This is a genomic window from Streptomyces sp. 5K101 (assembly GCF_046506645.1).
In the GTDB taxonomy this organism is placed as follows: domain Bacteria; phylum Actinomycetota; class Actinomycetes; order Streptomycetales; family Streptomycetaceae; genus Streptomyces.
The window spans coordinates 261,217-278,069 of record NZ_JBKFFO010000001.1; the positions used below are offsets into that span (position 1 = coordinate 261,217).

General features: G+C 72.5%; 20 protein-coding genes. 3 read left to right on the forward strand and 17 right to left on the reverse strand.

The annotated features are described in order from the left end of the window. Nucleotides 1–8: 8 nt before the first annotated feature. The 9 genes from trpA to hisI all read right to left on the reverse strand — a co-directional run bounded on the left by trpA (nucleotide 9) and on the right by hisI (nucleotide 7,269). The gene (gene trpA, locus ACLB9X_RS01145) at nucleotides 9–824 is read right to left on the reverse strand and encodes a tryptophan synthase subunit alpha (RefSeq protein WP_410358265.1); all 816 of its coding nucleotides are present in this window, start codon (nucleotides 822–824) and stop codon (nucleotides 9–11) included. Then, entirely contained in the window at nucleotides 821–2,113 is a 1,293-nt protein-coding gene (gene trpB, locus ACLB9X_RS01150; protein WP_410358266.1) for a tryptophan synthase subunit beta, read from the reverse strand. Before trpB ends, trpA begins: the two co-directional genes overlap by 4 nt. Before the next feature lie 119 nt (nucleotides 2,114–2,232). Then, nucleotides 2,233–2,478 carry a tryptophan biosynthesis modulator TrpM gene (trpM, locus tag ACLB9X_RS01155; protein WP_410358267.1) on the reverse strand — a complete coding sequence of 82 codons (246 nt, stop codon included), beginning with the start codon at nucleotides 2,476–2,478 and terminating at the stop codon, nucleotides 2,233–2,235. A 7-nt stretch (nucleotides 2,479–2,485) separates the two neighbouring features. Beyond that, nucleotides 2,486–3,295 (reverse strand): indole-3-glycerol phosphate synthase TrpC, encoded by an 810-nt coding sequence (gene trpC, locus ACLB9X_RS01160; RefSeq protein ID WP_410358268.1) that lies wholly within the window; start codon nucleotides 3,293–3,295, stop codon nucleotides 2,486–2,488. 112 nt (nucleotides 3,296–3,407) lie between these two features. Continuing rightward, entirely contained in the window at nucleotides 3,408–3,854 is a 447-nt protein-coding gene (locus ACLB9X_RS01165) for a DUF2752 domain-containing protein (RefSeq protein ID WP_410358269.1), read from the reverse strand. A 531-nt stretch (nucleotides 3,855–4,385) separates the two neighbouring features. Then, nucleotides 4,386–4,640 carry an HGxxPAAW family protein gene (locus tag ACLB9X_RS01170; RefSeq protein ID WP_410358270.1) on the reverse strand — a complete coding sequence of 85 codons (255 nt, stop codon included), beginning with the start codon at nucleotides 4,638–4,640 and terminating at the stop codon, nucleotides 4,386–4,388. A gap of 102 nt (nucleotides 4,641–4,742) precedes the next feature. Next, nucleotides 4,743–5,381: a TIGR02234 family membrane protein gene (locus ACLB9X_RS01175; RefSeq protein WP_410358271.1), complete on the reverse strand. Its 639-nt coding sequence runs from the start codon at nucleotides 5,379–5,381 to the stop codon at nucleotides 4,743–4,745. A 14-nt stretch (nucleotides 5,382–5,395) separates the two neighbouring features. Continuing rightward, the gene (locus tag ACLB9X_RS01180) at nucleotides 5,396–6,892 is read right to left on the reverse strand and encodes an anthranilate synthase component I (RefSeq protein ID WP_410358272.1); all 1,497 of its coding nucleotides are present in this window, start codon (nucleotides 6,890–6,892) and stop codon (nucleotides 5,396–5,398) included. Between the two features lie 11 nt (nucleotides 6,893–6,903). Beyond that, on the reverse strand, nucleotides 6,904–7,269 hold the full coding sequence (gene hisI, locus ACLB9X_RS01185) for a phosphoribosyl-AMP cyclohydrolase (protein ID WP_410358273.1): 366 nt from the start codon (nucleotides 7,267–7,269) through the stop codon (nucleotides 6,904–6,906). 83 nt (nucleotides 7,270–7,352) lie between these two features. On the opposite strand from hisI, the gene ACLB9X_RS01190 reads away from it, so the two are divergent. Beyond that, the gene (locus ACLB9X_RS01190) at nucleotides 7,353–7,985 is read left to right on the forward strand and encodes a TIGR03085 family metal-binding protein (protein ID WP_410358274.1); all 633 of its coding nucleotides are present in this window, start codon (nucleotides 7,353–7,355) and stop codon (nucleotides 7,983–7,985) included. A gap of 154 nt (nucleotides 7,986–8,139) precedes the next feature. Here ACLB9X_RS01190 and hisF read toward each other — a convergent pair whose 3' ends face one another. The 8 genes from hisF to hisD are packed head-to-tail and all read right to left on the reverse strand — an operon-like array spanning nucleotide 8,140 to nucleotide 13,905. Further along, nucleotides 8,140–8,895 carry an imidazole glycerol phosphate synthase subunit HisF gene (gene hisF / locus ACLB9X_RS01195; protein WP_410358275.1) on the reverse strand — a complete coding sequence of 252 codons (756 nt, stop codon included), beginning with the start codon at nucleotides 8,893–8,895 and terminating at the stop codon, nucleotides 8,140–8,142. Then, on the reverse strand, nucleotides 8,892–9,305 hold the full coding sequence (locus ACLB9X_RS01200; RefSeq protein ID WP_410358276.1) for a RidA family protein: 414 nt from the start codon (nucleotides 9,303–9,305) through the stop codon (nucleotides 8,892–8,894). Before ACLB9X_RS01200 ends, hisF begins: the two co-directional genes overlap by 4 nt. After that, nucleotides 9,302–10,036 (reverse strand): bifunctional 1-(5-phosphoribosyl)-5-((5-phosphoribosylamino)methylideneamino)imidazole-4-carboxamide isomerase/phosphoribosylanthranilate isomerase PriA, encoded by a 735-nt coding sequence (gene priA / locus ACLB9X_RS01205; RefSeq protein WP_410358277.1) that lies wholly within the window; start codon nucleotides 10,034–10,036, stop codon nucleotides 9,302–9,304. The genes ACLB9X_RS01200 and priA overlap by 4 nt, the downstream gene beginning before the upstream one ends. Then, a complete protein-coding gene (hisH, locus tag ACLB9X_RS01210) occupies nucleotides 10,036–10,677 on the reverse strand; it encodes an imidazole glycerol phosphate synthase subunit HisH (protein ID WP_410358278.1) in 642 nt (213 codons plus the stop codon). Before hisH ends, priA begins: the two co-directional genes overlap by 1 nt. A 4-nt stretch (nucleotides 10,678–10,681) precedes the next feature. Then, nucleotides 10,682–10,849, reverse strand: coding sequence for a hypothetical protein (locus ACLB9X_RS01215; protein ID WP_410358279.1), 168 nt, complete (start codon nucleotides 10,847–10,849; stop codon nucleotides 10,682–10,684). 4 nt (nucleotides 10,850–10,853) lie between these two features. Then, the gene (gene hisB, locus ACLB9X_RS01220; protein ID WP_177148749.1) at nucleotides 10,854–11,447 is read right to left on the reverse strand and encodes an imidazoleglycerol-phosphate dehydratase HisB; all 594 of its coding nucleotides are present in this window, start codon (nucleotides 11,445–11,447) and stop codon (nucleotides 10,854–10,856) included. Then, complete coding sequence (locus ACLB9X_RS01225) at nucleotides 11,444–12,586, reverse strand: histidinol-phosphate transaminase (RefSeq protein WP_410358280.1); 1,143 nt, start codon at nucleotides 12,584–12,586, stop codon at nucleotides 11,444–11,446. The genes hisB and ACLB9X_RS01225 overlap by 4 nt, the downstream gene beginning before the upstream one ends. Next, on the reverse strand, nucleotides 12,583–13,905 hold the full coding sequence (gene hisD / locus ACLB9X_RS01230; RefSeq protein WP_410358281.1) for a histidinol dehydrogenase: 1,323 nt from the start codon (nucleotides 13,903–13,905) through the stop codon (nucleotides 12,583–12,585). Before hisD ends, ACLB9X_RS01225 begins: the two co-directional genes overlap by 4 nt. A gap of 202 nt (nucleotides 13,906–14,107) precedes the next feature. On the opposite strand from hisD, the gene ACLB9X_RS01235 reads away from it, so the two are divergent. Next, nucleotides 14,108–15,709: an oxidoreductase gene (locus ACLB9X_RS01235; protein ID WP_410358282.1), complete on the forward strand. Its 1,602-nt coding sequence runs from the start codon at nucleotides 14,108–14,110 to the stop codon at nucleotides 15,707–15,709. A gap of 111 nt (nucleotides 15,710–15,820) precedes the next feature. Further along, the gene (locus tag ACLB9X_RS01240) at nucleotides 15,821–16,852 is read left to right on the forward strand and encodes a hypothetical protein (RefSeq protein ID WP_410358283.1); all 1,032 of its coding nucleotides are present in this window, start codon (nucleotides 15,821–15,823) and stop codon (nucleotides 16,850–16,852) included. Nucleotide 16,853: the final 1 nt, after the last annotated feature.

Here is a 16,853-nt window from a genome sequence, read left to right on the forward strand (position 1 = left end):
CGTACGAGCTACGCGCTGCCGCGCACTCCCCGGGCGAGATCGCCCGCCAGTTCCCGTACGGCGTCGACGGCCGCCGTCTCGTCCGGTGCGTCGAGCATGCGCTTGACGAAGGCGGAGCCGACGATCACGCCGTCGGCGAAGGCGGCGACCTCGGCGGCCTGCTGCGGATTGGACACGCCGAGTCCGACGCAGACGGGCAGGTCCGTGGTGGCGCGGGTGCGTGCCACCAGATCCTGCGCCTGGGCCCCGACCGACTCACGGGTGCCCGTGACGCCCATCAGGGAGGCGGCGTAGACGAAGCCCGAACCGGCCGCCGTGATCTTGGCGAGGCGCTTGTCCTTGCTGCTCGGGGCGACGACGAAGACGGTGGCGAGGCCGTGCTTCTCGGCGTGCTCCCGCCACAGGCCCGCCTCCTCGTACGGCAGGTCGGGCAGAATGCACCCGGCACCGCCCGCCTCGGCGAGCTCGGCGGTGAAACGCTCCACGCCGTAGCGGTCGATCGGGTTCCAGTACGTCATCACGAGCACCGGCTTGCCCGTGGCGGCGTGGGCCTCGCGGACCGTGCGCATCACGTCGGCGATCCGGACTCCGCCGCGCAGGGCGATGTCGTCGGCGGTCTGGATGACCGGCCCGTCGAGGACCGGGTCGCTGTGCGGCAGACCGACCTCGACGACGTCCGCGCCGCCGTCGAACGCGGCCTTGACCGCCTCGATGCCGATCTCGACGGTCGGGAAGCCGGCCGGCAGGTACGCGATGAGCGCCGCCCGGTCCTCGTTCCGCGCCGCCGCGAGCGTGTCGCTCAGAAGCCGGATGTTGCCGCTCACTTGGCGTCCCCCTGGATCTCGGCGGCGCCGTTGTCGGCGGAGGCGTCGGCCTCGACCTCGGCGTCGGTGTCGTACAGCCCGAAGTAGCGGGCGGCGGTGTCCATGTCCTTGTCGCCGCGGCCGGACAGGTTGACCACGATCAGCCCGTCCTTGCCGAGCTCGCGGCCGACCTCCAGGGCGCCGGCCAGCGCGTGCGCCGACTCGATGGCCGGGATGATGCCCTCGGTGCGCGACAGCAGCCGCAGCGCCTGCATGGCGGCGTCGTCCGTGACCGCCCGGTACTCGCCGCGGCCGGTGTCCTTGAGGTACGAGTGCTCGGGGCCGATGCCCGGGTAGTCGAGCCCGGCCGAGATCGAGTACGGCTCGGTGATCTGGCCCTCGTCGTCCTGGAGGACGTAGGAACGGGAGCCGTGCAGAATGCCGGGCTCGCCCGCGGTGAGGGTGGCCGCGTGCTCCCCGGTCTCGATGCCGTGGCCGGCGGGCTCGCAGCCGATCAGGCGGACGTCGGTGTCGGGGATGAAGGCGTGGAAGAGGCCGATGGCGTTCGACCCGCCGCCGACGCAGGCGACCGCGGCGTCCGGGAGGCGGCCTGTGCGCTCCAGGATCTGGCGCCGGGTCTCGACGCCGATGACCCGGTGGAAGTCGCGCACCATCGCCGGGAAGGGGTGCGGGCCCGCGACGGTGCCGAAGAGGTAGTGGGTGTGGTCGACGTTGGCGACCCAGTCGCGGAACGCCTCGTTGATGGCGTCCTTGAGGGTGCGGCTGCCGGACTTCACGGCGACGACCTCGGCGCCGAGCATCCGCATGCGGGCGACGTTGAGCGCCTGCCGCCGGGTGTCGATCTCGCCCATGTAGATGGTGCATTCGAGCCCGAACAGTGCGCAGGCGGTGGCCGTGGCCACACCGTGCTGACCGGCGCCGGTCTCGGCGATGACACGGGTCTTGCCCATGCGGCGGGTGAGCAGGGCCTGGCCGAGCACGTTGTTGATCTTGTGCGAGCCGGTGTGGTTGAGGTCCTCGCGCTTGAGGAAGACGCGGGCACCGCCGGCGTGCTCGGCGAAGCGGGGGACCTCGGTGAGGGCGCTGGGGCGGCCGGTGTAGTTGACCATGAGTTCGCCGAGCTCGGCGGCGAAAGCGGGGTCGGACTTGGCCTTCTCGTACTCGACCGCGACCTCGTCGACGGCGGCGACGAGGGCCTCTGGGATGAACTTTCCGCCGAAGTCGCCGAAGTAGCCGGCGGGGTCGGGGACGTGACCCTCGGGGTCGGGAATGAAGTAGTCGCTGGACATGGCGACGCTGCTCCTTGTGTCGGGGCGGGGCCCCGGGACGTGTCGGGTGATCCGGGATGCGTATACGCGCGCCGGCCCGCGGGCCGTTCCCCTGCCCGGCGAAGGGTCGGGGCGACGGCTCAGCGGCTACCGCGCGCGAGCTCCGCGCGCCATCGCATCCCGTTGACCTGACCCGGCTCGTCGCCGATGACGTATCGCACGCGCCGCCCGTGCACCCGCCGCGCCGGCGCCCGGCAGCCGCGCGGTCGGCAGCCGCGGGCCAGGCGCGCGTACGGGCCGCACGCCGGTGTCGCCGCCGCCGCGGGCACGCCGACGGCCCCCGGACGCGAGCCCGGGGTCGTACGGCGGCGGCGGACGGCGGTCATCTCCGGGTCAGTCCCGCCCGTGCCGCAGCGCGGGGTGGGCGCCCGCCGCCACGAGGTCGGCGACGGCCGACTTGGGGTCGCGGCCGGTGACCAGGGACTCGCCGACGAGCACGGCGTCGGCGCCCGCGTTGGCGTAGGCGATCAGGTCATGCGGACCGCGCACACCCGACTCGGCGACCTTGACGATGTGCGCCGGGATCTCGGGGGCGACCCGCTCGAACGTGGAACGGTCGACCTTCAGCGTCTTCAGGTCGCGGGCGTTGACGCCGATGATCTTGGCCCCGGCGTCGACGGCGCGCTCGACCTCCTCCTCGTCGTGCACCTCGACCAGCGGGGTGAGGCCGATGGACTCGGCGCGCTCGATCAGGGAGACCAGCGCCTCCTGCTCCAGCGCGGCGACGATCAGCAGCGCCAGGTCGGCGCCGTACGCGCGCGCCTCCCACAGCTGGTACGCGGTGACGATGAAGTCCTTGCGCAGCACCGGGATGTCGACCTTGGCCCGCACGGCCTCCAGATCGGCGAGCGATCCGCCGAAGCGGCGCTGCTCGGTGAGCACGGAGATGACGGCCGCGCCGCCCGCCTCGTAGTCCGCGGCGAGTCCGGCCGGGTCGGCGATCGCGGCGAGCGCGCCCTTGGAGGGGCTGGAGCGCTTGACCTCGCAGATCACCTTGACGCCCTCGCCGCGCAGGGCGGCCACGCCGTCCTTGGCCGCCGGAGCCTTGGCGGCGCGCTCCTTGAGCTCGTCGAGGCTGACGCGCGCCTGCCGCTCTGCCATGTCGGCGCGCACACCTTCGATGATCTCGTCGAGCACACTCACGCGAGCGGCCCCCTTCCGGGACGGTGATGGTTATGGATCAGCCAACTCGATGGTATCCGCAGGAGCGCCCGCGGTCCTCATCCGGTCGGCCGCTGTCCCACTACCTGGAACCTCACGGGGCGAGGGCCGATCCGAACGGCAGGTTCCGCACCACGCTGAAGATCAACAGGGCTCCGCCCATGACCCACCACCAACGGGGGGCGAGACCGATCTGCAGCGGCCTGCCCTGAAGGGCGCGAACCAGCCACAGGACCCATACGACGGCGAAGACGGCGTAGCCGACGACGGCGGCGGCGTTGGCGCCGAGGGCGGTGCCGAGATCGCCGTGGACGAAGGCGTGGGCGCTGCGCAGGCCGCCGCAGCCGGGGCAGTAGATGCCGGTGAAGCGGAGGAGGGGGCAGACGGGGTAGTGACCGGGCTCGTTGGGGTCGACGGTGCCGACGTAGGCGAAGGCGGTGGCGACGCCGGCGAGCGCGGCGAGGGGCGCGGTCACACGCCGCGCCACGCTCGGCGCGGGCACCGCGCCGGCTCCGTCGCGCCCGGCCCACGTGCCGGCCACGGCATGGTCCCCGACACTCACGGCCGGTGCGCCGTGCGGCCCGCGGCTGAGCCCCGCAAGGCCGGATACGTCGCCCGACGTCGGCCCGGACGCACCGCCTGCGGGCACCGGCGCCCCGAGCCCCGCCATATCGGGCACCCGTCCGTCCGGGGCCTCGGCCGCGGACGGCGCGTCCGACACGGCGCCCGAGGCGTCCGCCCCCGTGCATGCGACCGGAACGCCGTCCGACGCCCACACGCCGTGAGACCGGCCCGCTGCGTCCCGCCACGGCACCCGCCCGGCCACCTCATCCGCCGCGCCGCCGGCCGCCGAAGGCCCTCCGACGCCCGCGGACGGCGCGTCCGACACGGCGCCCGAGGCGTCCGCCCCACGGGCACCGGCGGGTGGCGGGCCCGAGGGCGCGGAGGGAGCGGCCCGGGGCGTCTGGTGGGGCGGGGGCGTCGGGGTCATTTCGTGATTCTCGCCGTTGCAGCAGAACGGCGCAGCCCGGTCGTGCCGTGCTGCGCCGTTTCGTCCCGGATCGTCACCGTGTCACGCGGTCGCCCGCTCCTGCGCGGCGGCGCGGGCGCGGGCCTCGACCACCTCGTCCGGATCCTTCGGCGTGCCGAGGCCGGCCATCTTCATGGCGCCGCCCGCGACCGCGCCGAGCGCGATGAGGGCCGAACCGGCCCAGAAGCCGACCGGGTTGTCCGCCACCATGAAGACGCCTGCGACGCAGAAGCCGATGAACGAGATGGTGACACCGGTCCAGGCGGCCGGGGTGTGTCCGTGGCTGCTGCCCGCCATGAGTTGCTCCTCGTTTGTGATGCGCTGTCGTGAGCTGGTGCTCGTGCTGAGCCGACGCTCGCAGTCATTGTTCCGTACGACAACACGCGCGGTGAGCTGGGGTCACCCTTCGCGCGTCGGGTCCTCGCCGCGGTCCAGGGCCTTCCAGAGGTCCTCGGGCCGGTCGGGGTCCACGGCGGCCGCCTTGCGGGGACGCGGTGTGCCGTCGCGCTCGTAGCGCCCGGACATGGCGGGCCACTGCCGTCCGTACCGCAGCGCCACGACGCCCGCGAGCAGGATCAGCGCGCCGCCGGCCGCGGTCACGTAGGGCCAGGCCGTGTGGGTGAGCGCCTCGGCCGTCGCGGCGGCGTCGCCCGTGGTCCGCGCCGCCTTCTCGTCGAGCGCGTCGGTGTCGGACGCGCCCAGCAGCGCCGCCAGCGCGGCACCCGCGCCGCTGAGCGCGAGGAGCCCGGAGACGACGACGCGGCCGGCGCGGCGGACGGCGAACACGGCGACGAGCGCGGCGAGTCCGACGACCGCGAGGGCGGTGGGCACGCCCGTGACGTCCCCGCCGTCGGCGTCGAGCGAAACGGCTCCGCCACCGACCGAGGCGCGGCCCTCCGCCCAGACCTGCCCTGCGGCGAGGAGGACGACGGTCGCGCCGACGGCGCCGAGGAGGAGGGCGGCGGCCAGGCTGCGGCGGCTGCCGCTCGGGGCGGCCGCCGCGGCGGCGCGGGGCTGAGGTACGGGTACGGCACTCACGCGACCACTATCCCCTACCGCCCCGCCGCGCCGTTCAGCCGGTTGGCGGTGTGCACGGCGCGCAGCACTGCCGCCGCCTTGTTGCGGCACTCGGTGTCCTCGGCGACCGGGTCGGAGTCGGCGACGACGCCCGCTCCGGCCTGGACGTACGCGGTGCCGTCCCGCAGCAGCGCGGTCCTGATGGCGATGGCGGTGTCGGAGTCGCCCGCGAAGTCGAGGTAGCCGACGGCACCCCCGTACAGGCCGCGCCGCGAGGGCTCCAGCTCGTCGATGATCTGCATCGCGCGCGGCTTGGGCGCACCGGACAGGGTGCCCGCGGGGAAGCAGGCAGTGAGGACGTCGAAGGCGGTACGGCCCTCGGCGACCTTGCCGGTCACGGTGGAGACGATGTGCATGACGTGGGAGTACCGCTCGATCGACATGAAGTCGACGACCTCGACGCTGCCGGGTGCGCAGACGCGGCCCAGGTCATTGCGGCCGAGGTCGACGAGCATCAGGTGCTCGGCGCGCTCCTTGGGGTCGGCGAGCAGCTCCTCCGCGAGGTCGTGGTCCTCCTGCGGGGTCGCGCCGCGCGGGCGGGTGCCGGCGATCGGGTGGACCATGGCGTGCCCGTCCTCGACCTTGACCAGCGCCTCGGGGCTGGAGCCGACGAGGTCGAATCCCTCGAAGCGGAAGAGGTACATGTACGGCGAGGGGTTGGTGGCGCGCAGGACCCGGTAGACGTCCAGCGCGCTCGCCGAGCACGGGGTCTCGAACCGCTGCGAGGGCACGACCTGGAACGCCTCGCCGGCCCGGATGCGCTCCTTGATGTCCTCGACGGCGTCCTGGTAGTCCTTGCCGCCCCACAGCGCCGAGAACTCGGGCAGCTCCGAGGGCGGCAGGGCGGCGGGCGCGGAGGCGAGCGGCCGCGCGAGGTCGGCCTCCATCGCGTCGAGACGGGCGACGGCATCCGCGTACGCCTCGTCGACGCCGGTGTCGAGGCAGTTGTGGTTGATGGCGTTGGCGATCAGCAGCACGCTGCCGTCCCAGTGGTCGAGCACCGCGAGGTCCGAGGTGAGCAGCATGGTCAGCTCGGGCAGCCGCAGGTCGTCGCGCTCGCCGGGGCCGATCTTCTCGAGCCTGCGCACGATGTCGTAGCCGAGGTAGCCGACCATGCCGCCGGTGAAGGGCGGCATCCCCGACGACAGGTCGCGCGGAGTGTGCAGGGTCTGGACGGTCTCGCGCAGGGCGGCGAGCGGGTCGCCGTCCATGGGGACGCCGACGGGCGGCACGCCGAGCCAGTGCGCCTGTCCGTCACGGACGGTGAGCGTGGCGTCGGAGCGTACGCCGATGAACGAGTAGCGCGACCAGGAGCGGCCGTTCTCCGCGGACTCCAGGAGGAACGTGCCGGGGCGCTCGGCGGCGAGCTTGCGGTAGAGCCCGACGGGCGTGTCGCCGTCCGCGAGCAGGCGACGGCTGACGGGGATGACACGGCGGTCGGCGGCCAGCTTGCGGAAGGTCTCGAGATCCATGGCGGCAGACCCTACTCGCCGAGGGGCAGTACGTCGGCGTCGAAGCAGGTCCGGGCACCGGTGTGGCAGGCGGCGCCGACCTGGTCGACCTTGACGAGCACGGTGTCGGCGTCGCAGTCCAGCGCGACGGACTTCACGTGCTGGACGTGGCCGGAGGTGTCGCCCTTGACCCAGTACTCCTGGCGGCTGCGCGACCAGTAGGTGCAGCGGCCGGTGGTCAGGGTCCGGTGCAGTGCCTCGTCGTCCATCCAGCCGAGCATCAGCACCTCACCGGTGTCGTACTGCTGGGCGATGGCGGGCAGGAGGCCGTCGGCGCTGCGCTTGAGGCGTGCGGCGATGGCGGGGTCGAGGCCACTGGCGGGGACACTGCTGGTCATGCGCCCATTGTGCCGTGCCGTGGGGCGGCCCGGACGGTGCGTCCAGTGGGCGGACCCGGCGGGGCGGCCGTACGCTGGCGGTCATGTCGACCCATGCGAAGCGTGAACGACTTCTGCTCGCCGATGTGTTGGAGGCGGCGGGCCCGGAGGCCGCGACCCTGTGCCACGGCTGGACGACGCGCGAACTGGCGGCCCACGTGGTCATGCGCGAGCGCAGGCCGGACGCCGCCGGCGGGATCCTGATCAAGGCGCTCAAGGACCGTGCGGAGCGGATCCTGGCGGAGTTCGCGGCGAAGCCGTACGACGAGCTGGTCCAGCTGATCCGTACGGGGCCGCCGCGGATGTCCCCGTACGCCATCAAGCAGGTCGACGAGGCGGCGAACACGATCGAGTTCTTCGTCCATGCCGAGGACGTGCGGCGGGCGCAGCCGGACTGGGCGCCGCGTGACCTGGACAAGGTCTTCGAGAACGTTCTGTGGTCGCGTCTGGAGAAGGGCGCACGGCTGCTCGGGCGCAGGTCGCCGGTGGGTCTGGTGCTGCGCCGGCCGGACGGGCAGACGACGGTGGCCCATCGCGGTACGCCCGTGGTGACGGTGACCGGCGAGCCCGGCGAGCTGACGCTGTTCGCCTTCGGCCGCCAGGACGCCGCGCGGGTGGACCTGGAGGGCGACAAGGACGCGATCGCGCGGGTCCGTGAGGCGCAGCTGGGGGTGTAGGGCCGCGGAGGCGCCGGCGGGGGGCAACGCGCCGAGCCGGTCCGCCGGCAGACGGGCCTCGCGCTCCACGGCAGCGCGGGTCCGGGCGCACACGACGCGGACGTCGTCACGAAGGGGTCCCGGGACAAGATCCCGGGACCCCTTCGCGACGAGGTCAGCGGACCGGGTGGCCCGCCGCCCTCAGGGTGTCCTTGACCTGCGAGATCCGCAGGTCGCCGAAGTGGAACACGGAGGCGGCGAGCACCGCGTCCGCGCCCGCGTCGACGGCCGGCGGGAAGTCGGCCAGCTTGCCGGCGCCGCCCGAGGCGATCACCGGGATCGTCACGTGCTTGCGCACGGCCGCGATCATCTCGGTGTCGTAGCCGTCCTTGGTGCCGTCGGCGTCCATCGAGTTGAGCAGGATCTCGCCGGCGCCCAGCTCGGCGGCCCGGTGCGCCCACTCGACGGCGTCGATGCCGGTGCCCTTGCGGCCGCCGTGCGTGGTGACCTCGAACGACCCCGACGCCGTCCGCCGTGCGTCGACGGACAGAACGAGCACCTGGCGGCCGAACCGCTCGGCGATCTCGCGGATCAGCTCCGGGCGGGCGATGGCGGCGGTGTTGACGCCGACCTTGTCGGCGCCCGCGCGCAGCAGCTTGTCGACGTCCTCGGCGCTGCGTACGCCGCCGCCGACGGTGAGCGGGATGAAGACCTGTTCGGCGGTGCGGCGCACCACGTCGTAGGTGGTCTCCCGGTTCCCGGACGAGGCGGTGATGTCGAGGAAGGTGAGCTCGTCGGCGCCTTCGGCGTCGTACAGCTTGGCCATCTCGACGGGGTCGCCCGCGTCGCGCAGGTTCTGGAAGTTGACGCCCTTGACGACCCGGCCGGCGTCGACGTCCAGGCAGGGGATCACGCGGACCGCGAGGGTCATGCGGCACCTCCTTCGGTTGCGGTGGGCCGGTACGCCTCGACCTCCACCTCGACGACCAGCGACGGGTCGACGAAGCCCGAGACGATGAGCATCGACGCGGCCGGACGGACCGCACCGAACAACTCCTTGTGTGCGCGACCCACTTCGTCCACGTCCCGGGCATGGGTGATGTACATACGGGTGCGCACGACGTCCTCGGCGCCGAGGCCGAGTTCCTTCAGGGCGTCGAGCGCCACCGAGAAGGCGGTCATCGTCTGCTCGAACGGTCCGCCCGCGGAGATCCCGCCGCCGACGACGGAGGTGCAGCCGGAGACGAGGACCAGGCCGTTCGGCAGCTGGACGGCGCGGGAGTATCCGAAGGACTCCTCCCACGGACCGCCCGAGCCGATCCGGCGTACGGCTGCCGTCATGCGGACACCGCCGCGAGGGCTTCTTCCAGCGTGAACGCCTTGGCGTACAGCGCCTTTCCGACGATCGCGCCCTCGACGCCCTCGGGCACCAGGGACGCGAGCGCGCGCAGGTCGTCGAGGGAGGAGACGCCGCCGGACGCGACGACGGGCTTGTCGGTCGCGGCGCAGACGTTCCTCAGCAGCTCCAGGTTGGGGCCCTGGAGCGTGCCGTCCTTGGCGATGTCGGTGACCACGTACCGGGCGCAGCCCTCGGAGTCGAGGCGGGCCAGGGTCTCGTACAGGTCGCCGCCGTCGCGGGTCCAGCCGCGGCCGCGCAGGGTGGTGCCCCGCACGTCGAGGCCGACGGCGATCCTGTCGCCGTACTCGGCGATGACCTTGGCGACCCACTCGGGGGTCTCCAGGGCGGCGGTGCCCAGGTTGACGCGGCGGCAGCCGGTGGCGAGTGCGGCGGCGAGGGAGGCGTCGTCGCGGATACCGCCGGACAGTTCGACCTTGAGGCCGTGATCCGCCATGCTCACTGCCACCTCGGCGATCAGGTCGCGGTTGTCGCCGGTGCCGAAGGCGGCGTCCAGGTCGACGAGGTGCAGCCACTCGGCGCCCGCGCGCTGCCAGGCGAGGGCGGCCTCCAGCGGGGAGCCGTAGGAGGTCTCCGTACCGGACTCGCCATGGACGAGGCGGACGGCCTGGCCGTCACGGACGTCGACTGCGGGGAGGAGTTCAAGCTTCGGCATCAGAGCGTCTCGATCCAATTGGTCAGCAGCTGGGCACCGGCGTCGCCGGACTTCTCGGGGTGGAACTGGGTGGCCCACAGCGCGCCGTTCTCGACGGCGGCGACGAAGGGCTCGCCGTGCGTGGCCCAGGTGACCTTGGGCGCGCGCATGGCGGCGTTGGTGGCCTCGAAGTTCCACTCGTGCACCGCGTAGGAGTGCACGAAGTAGAACCGCGCGTCGTCGTCGACTCCGGCGAAGAGCTCACTGTCCGCGGGCGCCTCGACGGTGTTCCAGCCCATGTGGGGCACGACCGGCGCCTTCAGCGGTCCGACGGTGCCGGGCCACTCGTCGAGGCCGTCGGTCTCGACGCCGTGCTCGATGCCGCGCGCGAACAGGATCTGCATGCCGACGCAGATGCCCATGACGGGCCGGCCGCCGGAGAGCCTGCGGTCGACGATCCAGTGGCCGCGGGCCTGGGTCAGGCCCTCCATGCAGGCGGCGAAGGCGCCGACGCCGGGGACGAGGAGCCCGTCGGCCTCCATGGCCTTGTCGTAGTCACGCGTGATCTCGACGTCCGCGCCGACGCGCGCGAGCGCGCGCTCGGCGGAACGGACGTTTCCGAAGCCGTAGTCGAAGACGACGACCTTCTTCTGTGCGCTCATGGTGCTACTCCCAGATTCCCTGAATCCGCAGGACGCCGGCGACGAGGCACATCGCGGAGGCCGCGGCCAGCAGCACGACGGGCCCCTTGGGCATCTTCTGTTTGGAGAAGGAGTAGACGCCGCCAGCGAGGAACAGCCCGACGACGATGAGGATGGTGGACAGACCGGTCATTGTCTTAGAGCGCGCCCTTCGTGGAAGGAAGAATGCCGGCGGCGCGCGGGTCGCGCTCCGAGGCGTAGCGCAGGGCGCGGGCGAGGGCCTTGAACTGGCACTCGACGATGTGGTGCGCGTTGCGCCCGTACGGGACGTGGACGTGCAGGGCGATCTGCGCCTGGGCGACGAAGGACTCCAGGATGTGCCGGGTCATCGTCGTGTCGTAGGTGCCGATCATCGGGGCCATGTTCTCCGGCTCGGTGTGCACGAGGTACGGGCGGCCCGAGAGGTCCACGGTGACCTGGGCGAGGGACTCGTCCAGCGGCACGGTGCAGTTGCCGAAGCGGTAGATGCCGACCTTGTCGCCGAGGGCCTGCTTGAAGGCGGCACCGAGCGCGAGGGCGGTGTCCTCGATGGTGTGGTGGGTGTCGATGTGCAGGTCGCCGTCGGTCTTGACGGTCAGGTCGAACAGGCCGTGCCTGCCGAGCTGGTCCAGCATGTGGTCGAAGAAACCGACGCCGGTGGCGACGTCGACCTTGCCGGTGCCGTCGAGGTCGATCTCGACGACGACCGAGGTCTCCTTGGTGGTGCGCTCGACCCGTCCAGTGCGGCTCATGAGCTCTGCTCCTTCTTCAGTGCGCGAACCGCATCGAGGAACGCGTCGTTCTCTTCGGGCGTGCCGGCGGTGACCCGCAGCCGGCCCGGTACGCCGTTGTCCCGGACCAGCACGCCGTGGTCGAGGATCTTCCGCCACATCGCCTGCGCGCCGCCCTCGCCGTCGAAGCGCCCGAACTGCACGAAGTTGGCGTCGGAGTCGGTGACTTCGTAGCCGATGGCGCGCAGCTCCGCGACCAGCCGATCCCGCTCGGTCTTCAGCTGCTCGACGTACCCGAGCAGCGTATCGGTGTGCTCCAGGGCGGCCAGCGCGGTGGCCTGGGTGACGGCGGACAGGTGGTACGGCAGGCGCACCAGCTGGACGGCGTCGACCACCGCGGGGTGCGCGGCCAGGTAGCCGAGGCGCAGCCCGGCCGCGCCGAACGCCTTCGACATGGTGCGCGAGATCACCAGGTTGGGCCGGCCCTCGATGAGCGGCAGCAGCGAGGGGTGGTGGCTGAACTCCACGTACGCCTCGTCCACCACGACGAGGGACGGCTTGGCCGCCTGCGCGGCCTCGTACAGCGCGAGGACGGTGTCGGCGTCGACCGCGGTGCCGGTGGGGTTGTTGGGCGTGGTGACGAAGACGACGTCCGGGCGGTGCTCGGCGATGGCGGCCCGTGCCCGCGCGACGTCGATGCTGAAGTCGTCGTCGCGCGGGCCGGAGATCCAGCCGGTGCCGGTGCCGCGGGAGATCAGGCCGTGCATGGAGTACGACGGCTCGAAGCCGATGGCGACCCGGCCGGGGCCGGCGAAGGTCTGCAGCAGTTGCTGGATGACCTCGTTGGAGCCGTTGGCGGCCCAGACGTTGGCGAGCGAGACCTCGTGCCCGGTCGTGCGGGTGAGGTAGCGCGCCAGCTCGGTGCGCAGCTCGACCGCGTCCCGGTCGGGGTAGCGGTTCAGCCCGCGGGCGGCGTCGCGCACGCGCTCGGCGATGCGCTCGACGAGCGGCTCGGGCAGCGGGTAGGGGTTCTCGTTGGTGTTCAGCCGGACGGGGACGTCGAGCTGGGGCGCGCCGTAGGGGGACTTGCCGCGCAGCTCGTCCCGGATCGGCAGTTCGTCCCAAGGGGACAAGGGGGTGTTGCCGATGTTCTCGCTCACTGTCCCGGCACCTTCCAGTCGAACCTCGCCTTGAGGGCGGCCCCGTGCGCGGGCAGGTCCTCCGCCTCGGCAAGCGTCACCACGTGGTGGGCTACCTCGGCGAGCGCGTCGCGCGTGTAGTCCACGATGTGGATCCCGCGCAGGAAGGACTGCACGGACAGGCCCGAGGAGTGGCAGGCGCAGCCACCGGTGGGCAGGACGTGGTTGGAGCCGGCGGCGTAGTCGCCGAGCGAGACGGGCGCGTACGGGCCGACGAAGATCGCACCCGCGTTGCGGACGCGGGCCGCGATGTCGGCGGCGTCGGCGGTCTGGATCTCCAGGTGCTCGGCGCCGTACGCGTCGACGACCTTGAGGCCGTCCTCGACCGAGGAGACGAGGACGATCGCGGACTGCCTGCCGGCCAGCGCGGGCCTGATCCGGTCCTCGACGTGTTTGGTGGCCGCGACCTGCGGCTCCAGCTCGCGCTCGACCGCGGCGGCGAGTTCCTCGGAGTCGGTGACGAGCACGGCGGCGGCCAGCGGGTCGTGCTCGGCCTGGCTGATCAGGTCGGCGGCGACGTGCACCGGGTCGGCGGTGGAGTCGGCGAGGATCGCGATCTCGGTGGGGCCGGCCTCGGCGTCGATGCCGATGCGGCCGGTGAAGTACCGCTTGGCCGCGGCGACCCAGATGTTGCCCGGGCCGGTGACCATGTTGGCCGCGGGGCAGGACTCGGTGCCGTACGCGAACATCGCGACGGCGGTGGCGCCGCCCGCCGCGTACACCTCGTCGATGCCGAGCAGCGCGCAGGCCGCGAGGATGGTGGGGTGCGGCAGGCCGCCGAACTCTCTCTGCGCGGGGGACGCCAGCGCGAGGGACGGGACGCCGGCCTCCTGCGCGGGCACCACGTTCATGATCACGGAGGAGGGGTAGACGGACCGGCCGCCGGGAGCGTAGAGCCCGACGCGGTCGACGGGGACCCACTTCTCGGTGACGGTGCCGCCGGAGACCACCTGCGTGGTGTGGTCCTTGCGGCGCTGGGCGCGGTGGACGATCCTGGCGCGCCGGATCGACTCCTCCAGGGCGGCCCTGACCTCGGCGCCGAGCTCGCCCAGCGCCCGGGTGAGGGCGGCGGCGGGCACGCGCACCTGGTCGAGGACGACCCCGTCGAACCTCTCCGCGTACTCGATCAGCGCCGCGTCGCCACGATGGTGCACGTCCTCGCAGATCGGCCGCACCTTCTCCAGGGCGGCTTCCACGTCGAAATCGGCACGGGGCAGCAGGTCGCGCAGAGCGCCGCCCTCCGGGAGGGCGTCGCCGCGCAGATCGATTCGAGAGATCACGGAACCAATTCTCTCAGACCGGATCCGACGGTTGTTTTCCGTATCAGTGACTGATACGGGCGCGCCCGTCACCCGGCTCCCACCGCTCCCGGAGGCCAAAAACAGCCACCTCAGTCATCTCCGGCCGACCATCACCACTAGCGTTCAGGCCGTCACTCAGCGGGAAGAACAGCTGTACGAGCCAACGAGCGGAGGAGCGGCAGTGACTGAGCCGCTTGACGACGGGCCCCCGGAGGGACTGAGCCCGACCGAGCAGAACATGTGGAACGCCTTCAGAAACGGAAGCACGTACGACCTCAGCGACACCGATCCCCTGCTGAACGACCCGTTCTCCCCCCGCCCCTGGGGCCCCGAGCGCAGCGTCCGCGCGTCCATCGTGGCGCGGCTGCTGCTCAGCGGGCCGTCCGCACGGCCGGGCCGGGTCGCCGCGCTCAAGCTGCGCGGCGTCCAGATCACCGGCACGCTCAAGCTCGCCGGCGGCAGCATCGGCCCCTACGTCGAGCTCAACGGCTGCCGCTTCGAGAACGAACTGCTGATGCCCGAGGCGCACTTCACGACCGTGCGCCTGGTCGGCTGCGCGATTCCGCGCGTCGAGGCGGCCCGGCTGCGCACGGAGGGCGATCTGCACATGCCGCGCTGCCGGGTGGAGCACGGCATCCGGCTCACCGACGCGCAGATCGGCACGGACCTGCTGATCAACCAGATCCATGTGCGCCCGGACCGCCGCGGGCGCGCCATCACCGCGGACGGCCTGTCCGTCGCGCAGGACTTACAGGCCGAACTGATCGAGACATACGGGGAGTTCAGCCTGCGCGGCGCGAAGATCGGCGTCTCGCTCAGCCTGCGCGGCAGCCGGCTGCGGGCGGCCGCCGAGCGGCGCGCGCTGAACGCCCCGCAGCTGAGCGTGGAGCGCACGCTGTACATGACAGGCGCGTGGGTCAGCATCGCCACCGGCAACCAGGGCGCCACTCCCCCGTTCGGGATCGCCGCCGACGGCACGGCGGTGCGCGGCTCGCGGCTCCAGCCCTTCGAGTGCTACGGCGGGGTGCGCCTGGACGACGGGCGGTTCGGCGACGCGGTCGACCTGAACCGCGCGCGGTTCTGCCTGAGCCCGCACGAGGAGCTGTCGCTGCGCCGGATCACCACACCGGAGCTGCGGTTCAACGCGGAGCGCCCCGAGGAGGGCCGGGTCGTGCTGAACGGCGCCAAGGTGGTGACGCTGATCGACCTGGCGGCGAGCTGGCCGGGGCCGGGCGGTCTGGCGATGGGCGGCTTCGTCTACGAGAACCTCGTCCCGTACGAGGAGTTCCCGCTGTCGCGCCGGCTGGAGTGGGTGGCCTCGGCGACGCCCGAGTACTCCCCGGAGCCGTACGAACGGCTCGCGACCGTCCTGCGCAACAGCGGCGAGGACGCGGACGCCCGGGAGGTGCTGCTGGCCAAGCAGCGCCGGCGGCGGGAGACGCTGCCGCTGGCCGCGAAGCTGTGGGGCTTCCTGCAGGACTGGACCGTGGCGTACGGCTACCGGCCCGGCCGGGCGGCGCTGTGGATGGCGGTGCTGTGGGCGGCGGGCGCGATCGCCTTCGCGCAGGTGGGCCCGGAGCCGATCAAGAAGGGGGAGCACCCGGAGTGGAATCCGGCTCTCTATGCTCTCGATCTGCTCATTCCGGTGATCAATCTCGGCCAGGACGGATACTGGAGACTCGACGAGCGCTGGCAATGGGCTTCGGCGGCACTGGTCCTTCTCGGCTGGATTCTGGCCACCACAGTGGCGGCGGGAGCCTCCCGTCTGCTGCGGCGCGGATGAGGTGCCGAACGGTGTTTCTTTGCCGTGTCTTGACCGGCTCCCGAGCAACCTTTCCGCCGCTACCAAAGATTCACAGGCGGGCTCTGGCGCGGCGTTCACCTGCGGTTTTCAATGGTCCGCACCATGTCATTCCTCCGCGCCCTGACCCGTACCGCGCGCATGATCCGTTTTGCGCCCGGACTGTCGGACGGCCTCGTGCCCGACGACGCGGTGCTGCTCGACGCCCCCGACGAGCGGCTCGGTCCCGCCCTCGTCGCGGCCGCCGAGGGCGAGTACGAAGGGGCCGCGAAGCTGCTTGCGACCACGCGGGAATCAGCCGAATGGGAGAACCGCGACCGGTACGTGTCGCGTCTCGCCGCTTTCGCCCGCAACCGGGACGAGTGGCTCGCCGGCTGGCTGAGCGCCTCGCCCCGCGACGCGGACGCCCTGCTCGTGAAGGCGCAGCTCGCGGTGGCGCGGGCGTGGGAGTCGCCGGCGCGTGCCGAGCGGCTGCGGGAGGTCGGCCCGCTGATCGACGCGGCGGCGGACGCCGAACCGAAGGACCCGGTGCCGTGGCGCATCGCGCTGGACCACGCCCGCGGGACGCATGCGACGCACACGGCGTTCGAGTCGTTGTGGGAGCGGGCCATCCGCCGGTCGTCGCACCACTACGGCTGCCATGTGGCCGCGCTGCAGTACCTGTCCGCCCAGTGGTACGGCTCGCACCGCGAGTGCTTCGACTTCGCGGAGGAGGCGGCGGCCGACGCGCTGCCCGGCTCGCTGGTCCGGGCGCTGCCGGTCCGGGCCGCCTTCGCCCAGCTGCTGACCAGCGAGCCGACCACGTCGGTCCAGGACGACCGGATCGACGCGGCGGCGGATCTGGCCATTGCGCTGTCCGCGGACTACGCCGCCGGGGACCCGTGGCCGGCCGAGATGCGCAACCTGCTCACGTACGTCCTCGTGGCGCGGGGACGGTGGGCGGAGGCACTGGAGCAGTTCCGGCTGATCGGCCCGTACGCGACCTCCTTCCCCTGGACGTCGGTGACGGACGATCCGCTGGGGCAGTTCCTGCGGGCCCGGGACGGGGTGCGGATCGAGGTCGCGTCCACGATGCCGCTGCGCGGGCGCGGGCGTGGGGCCCGTACCCGAGCCCATTACTCTTGAG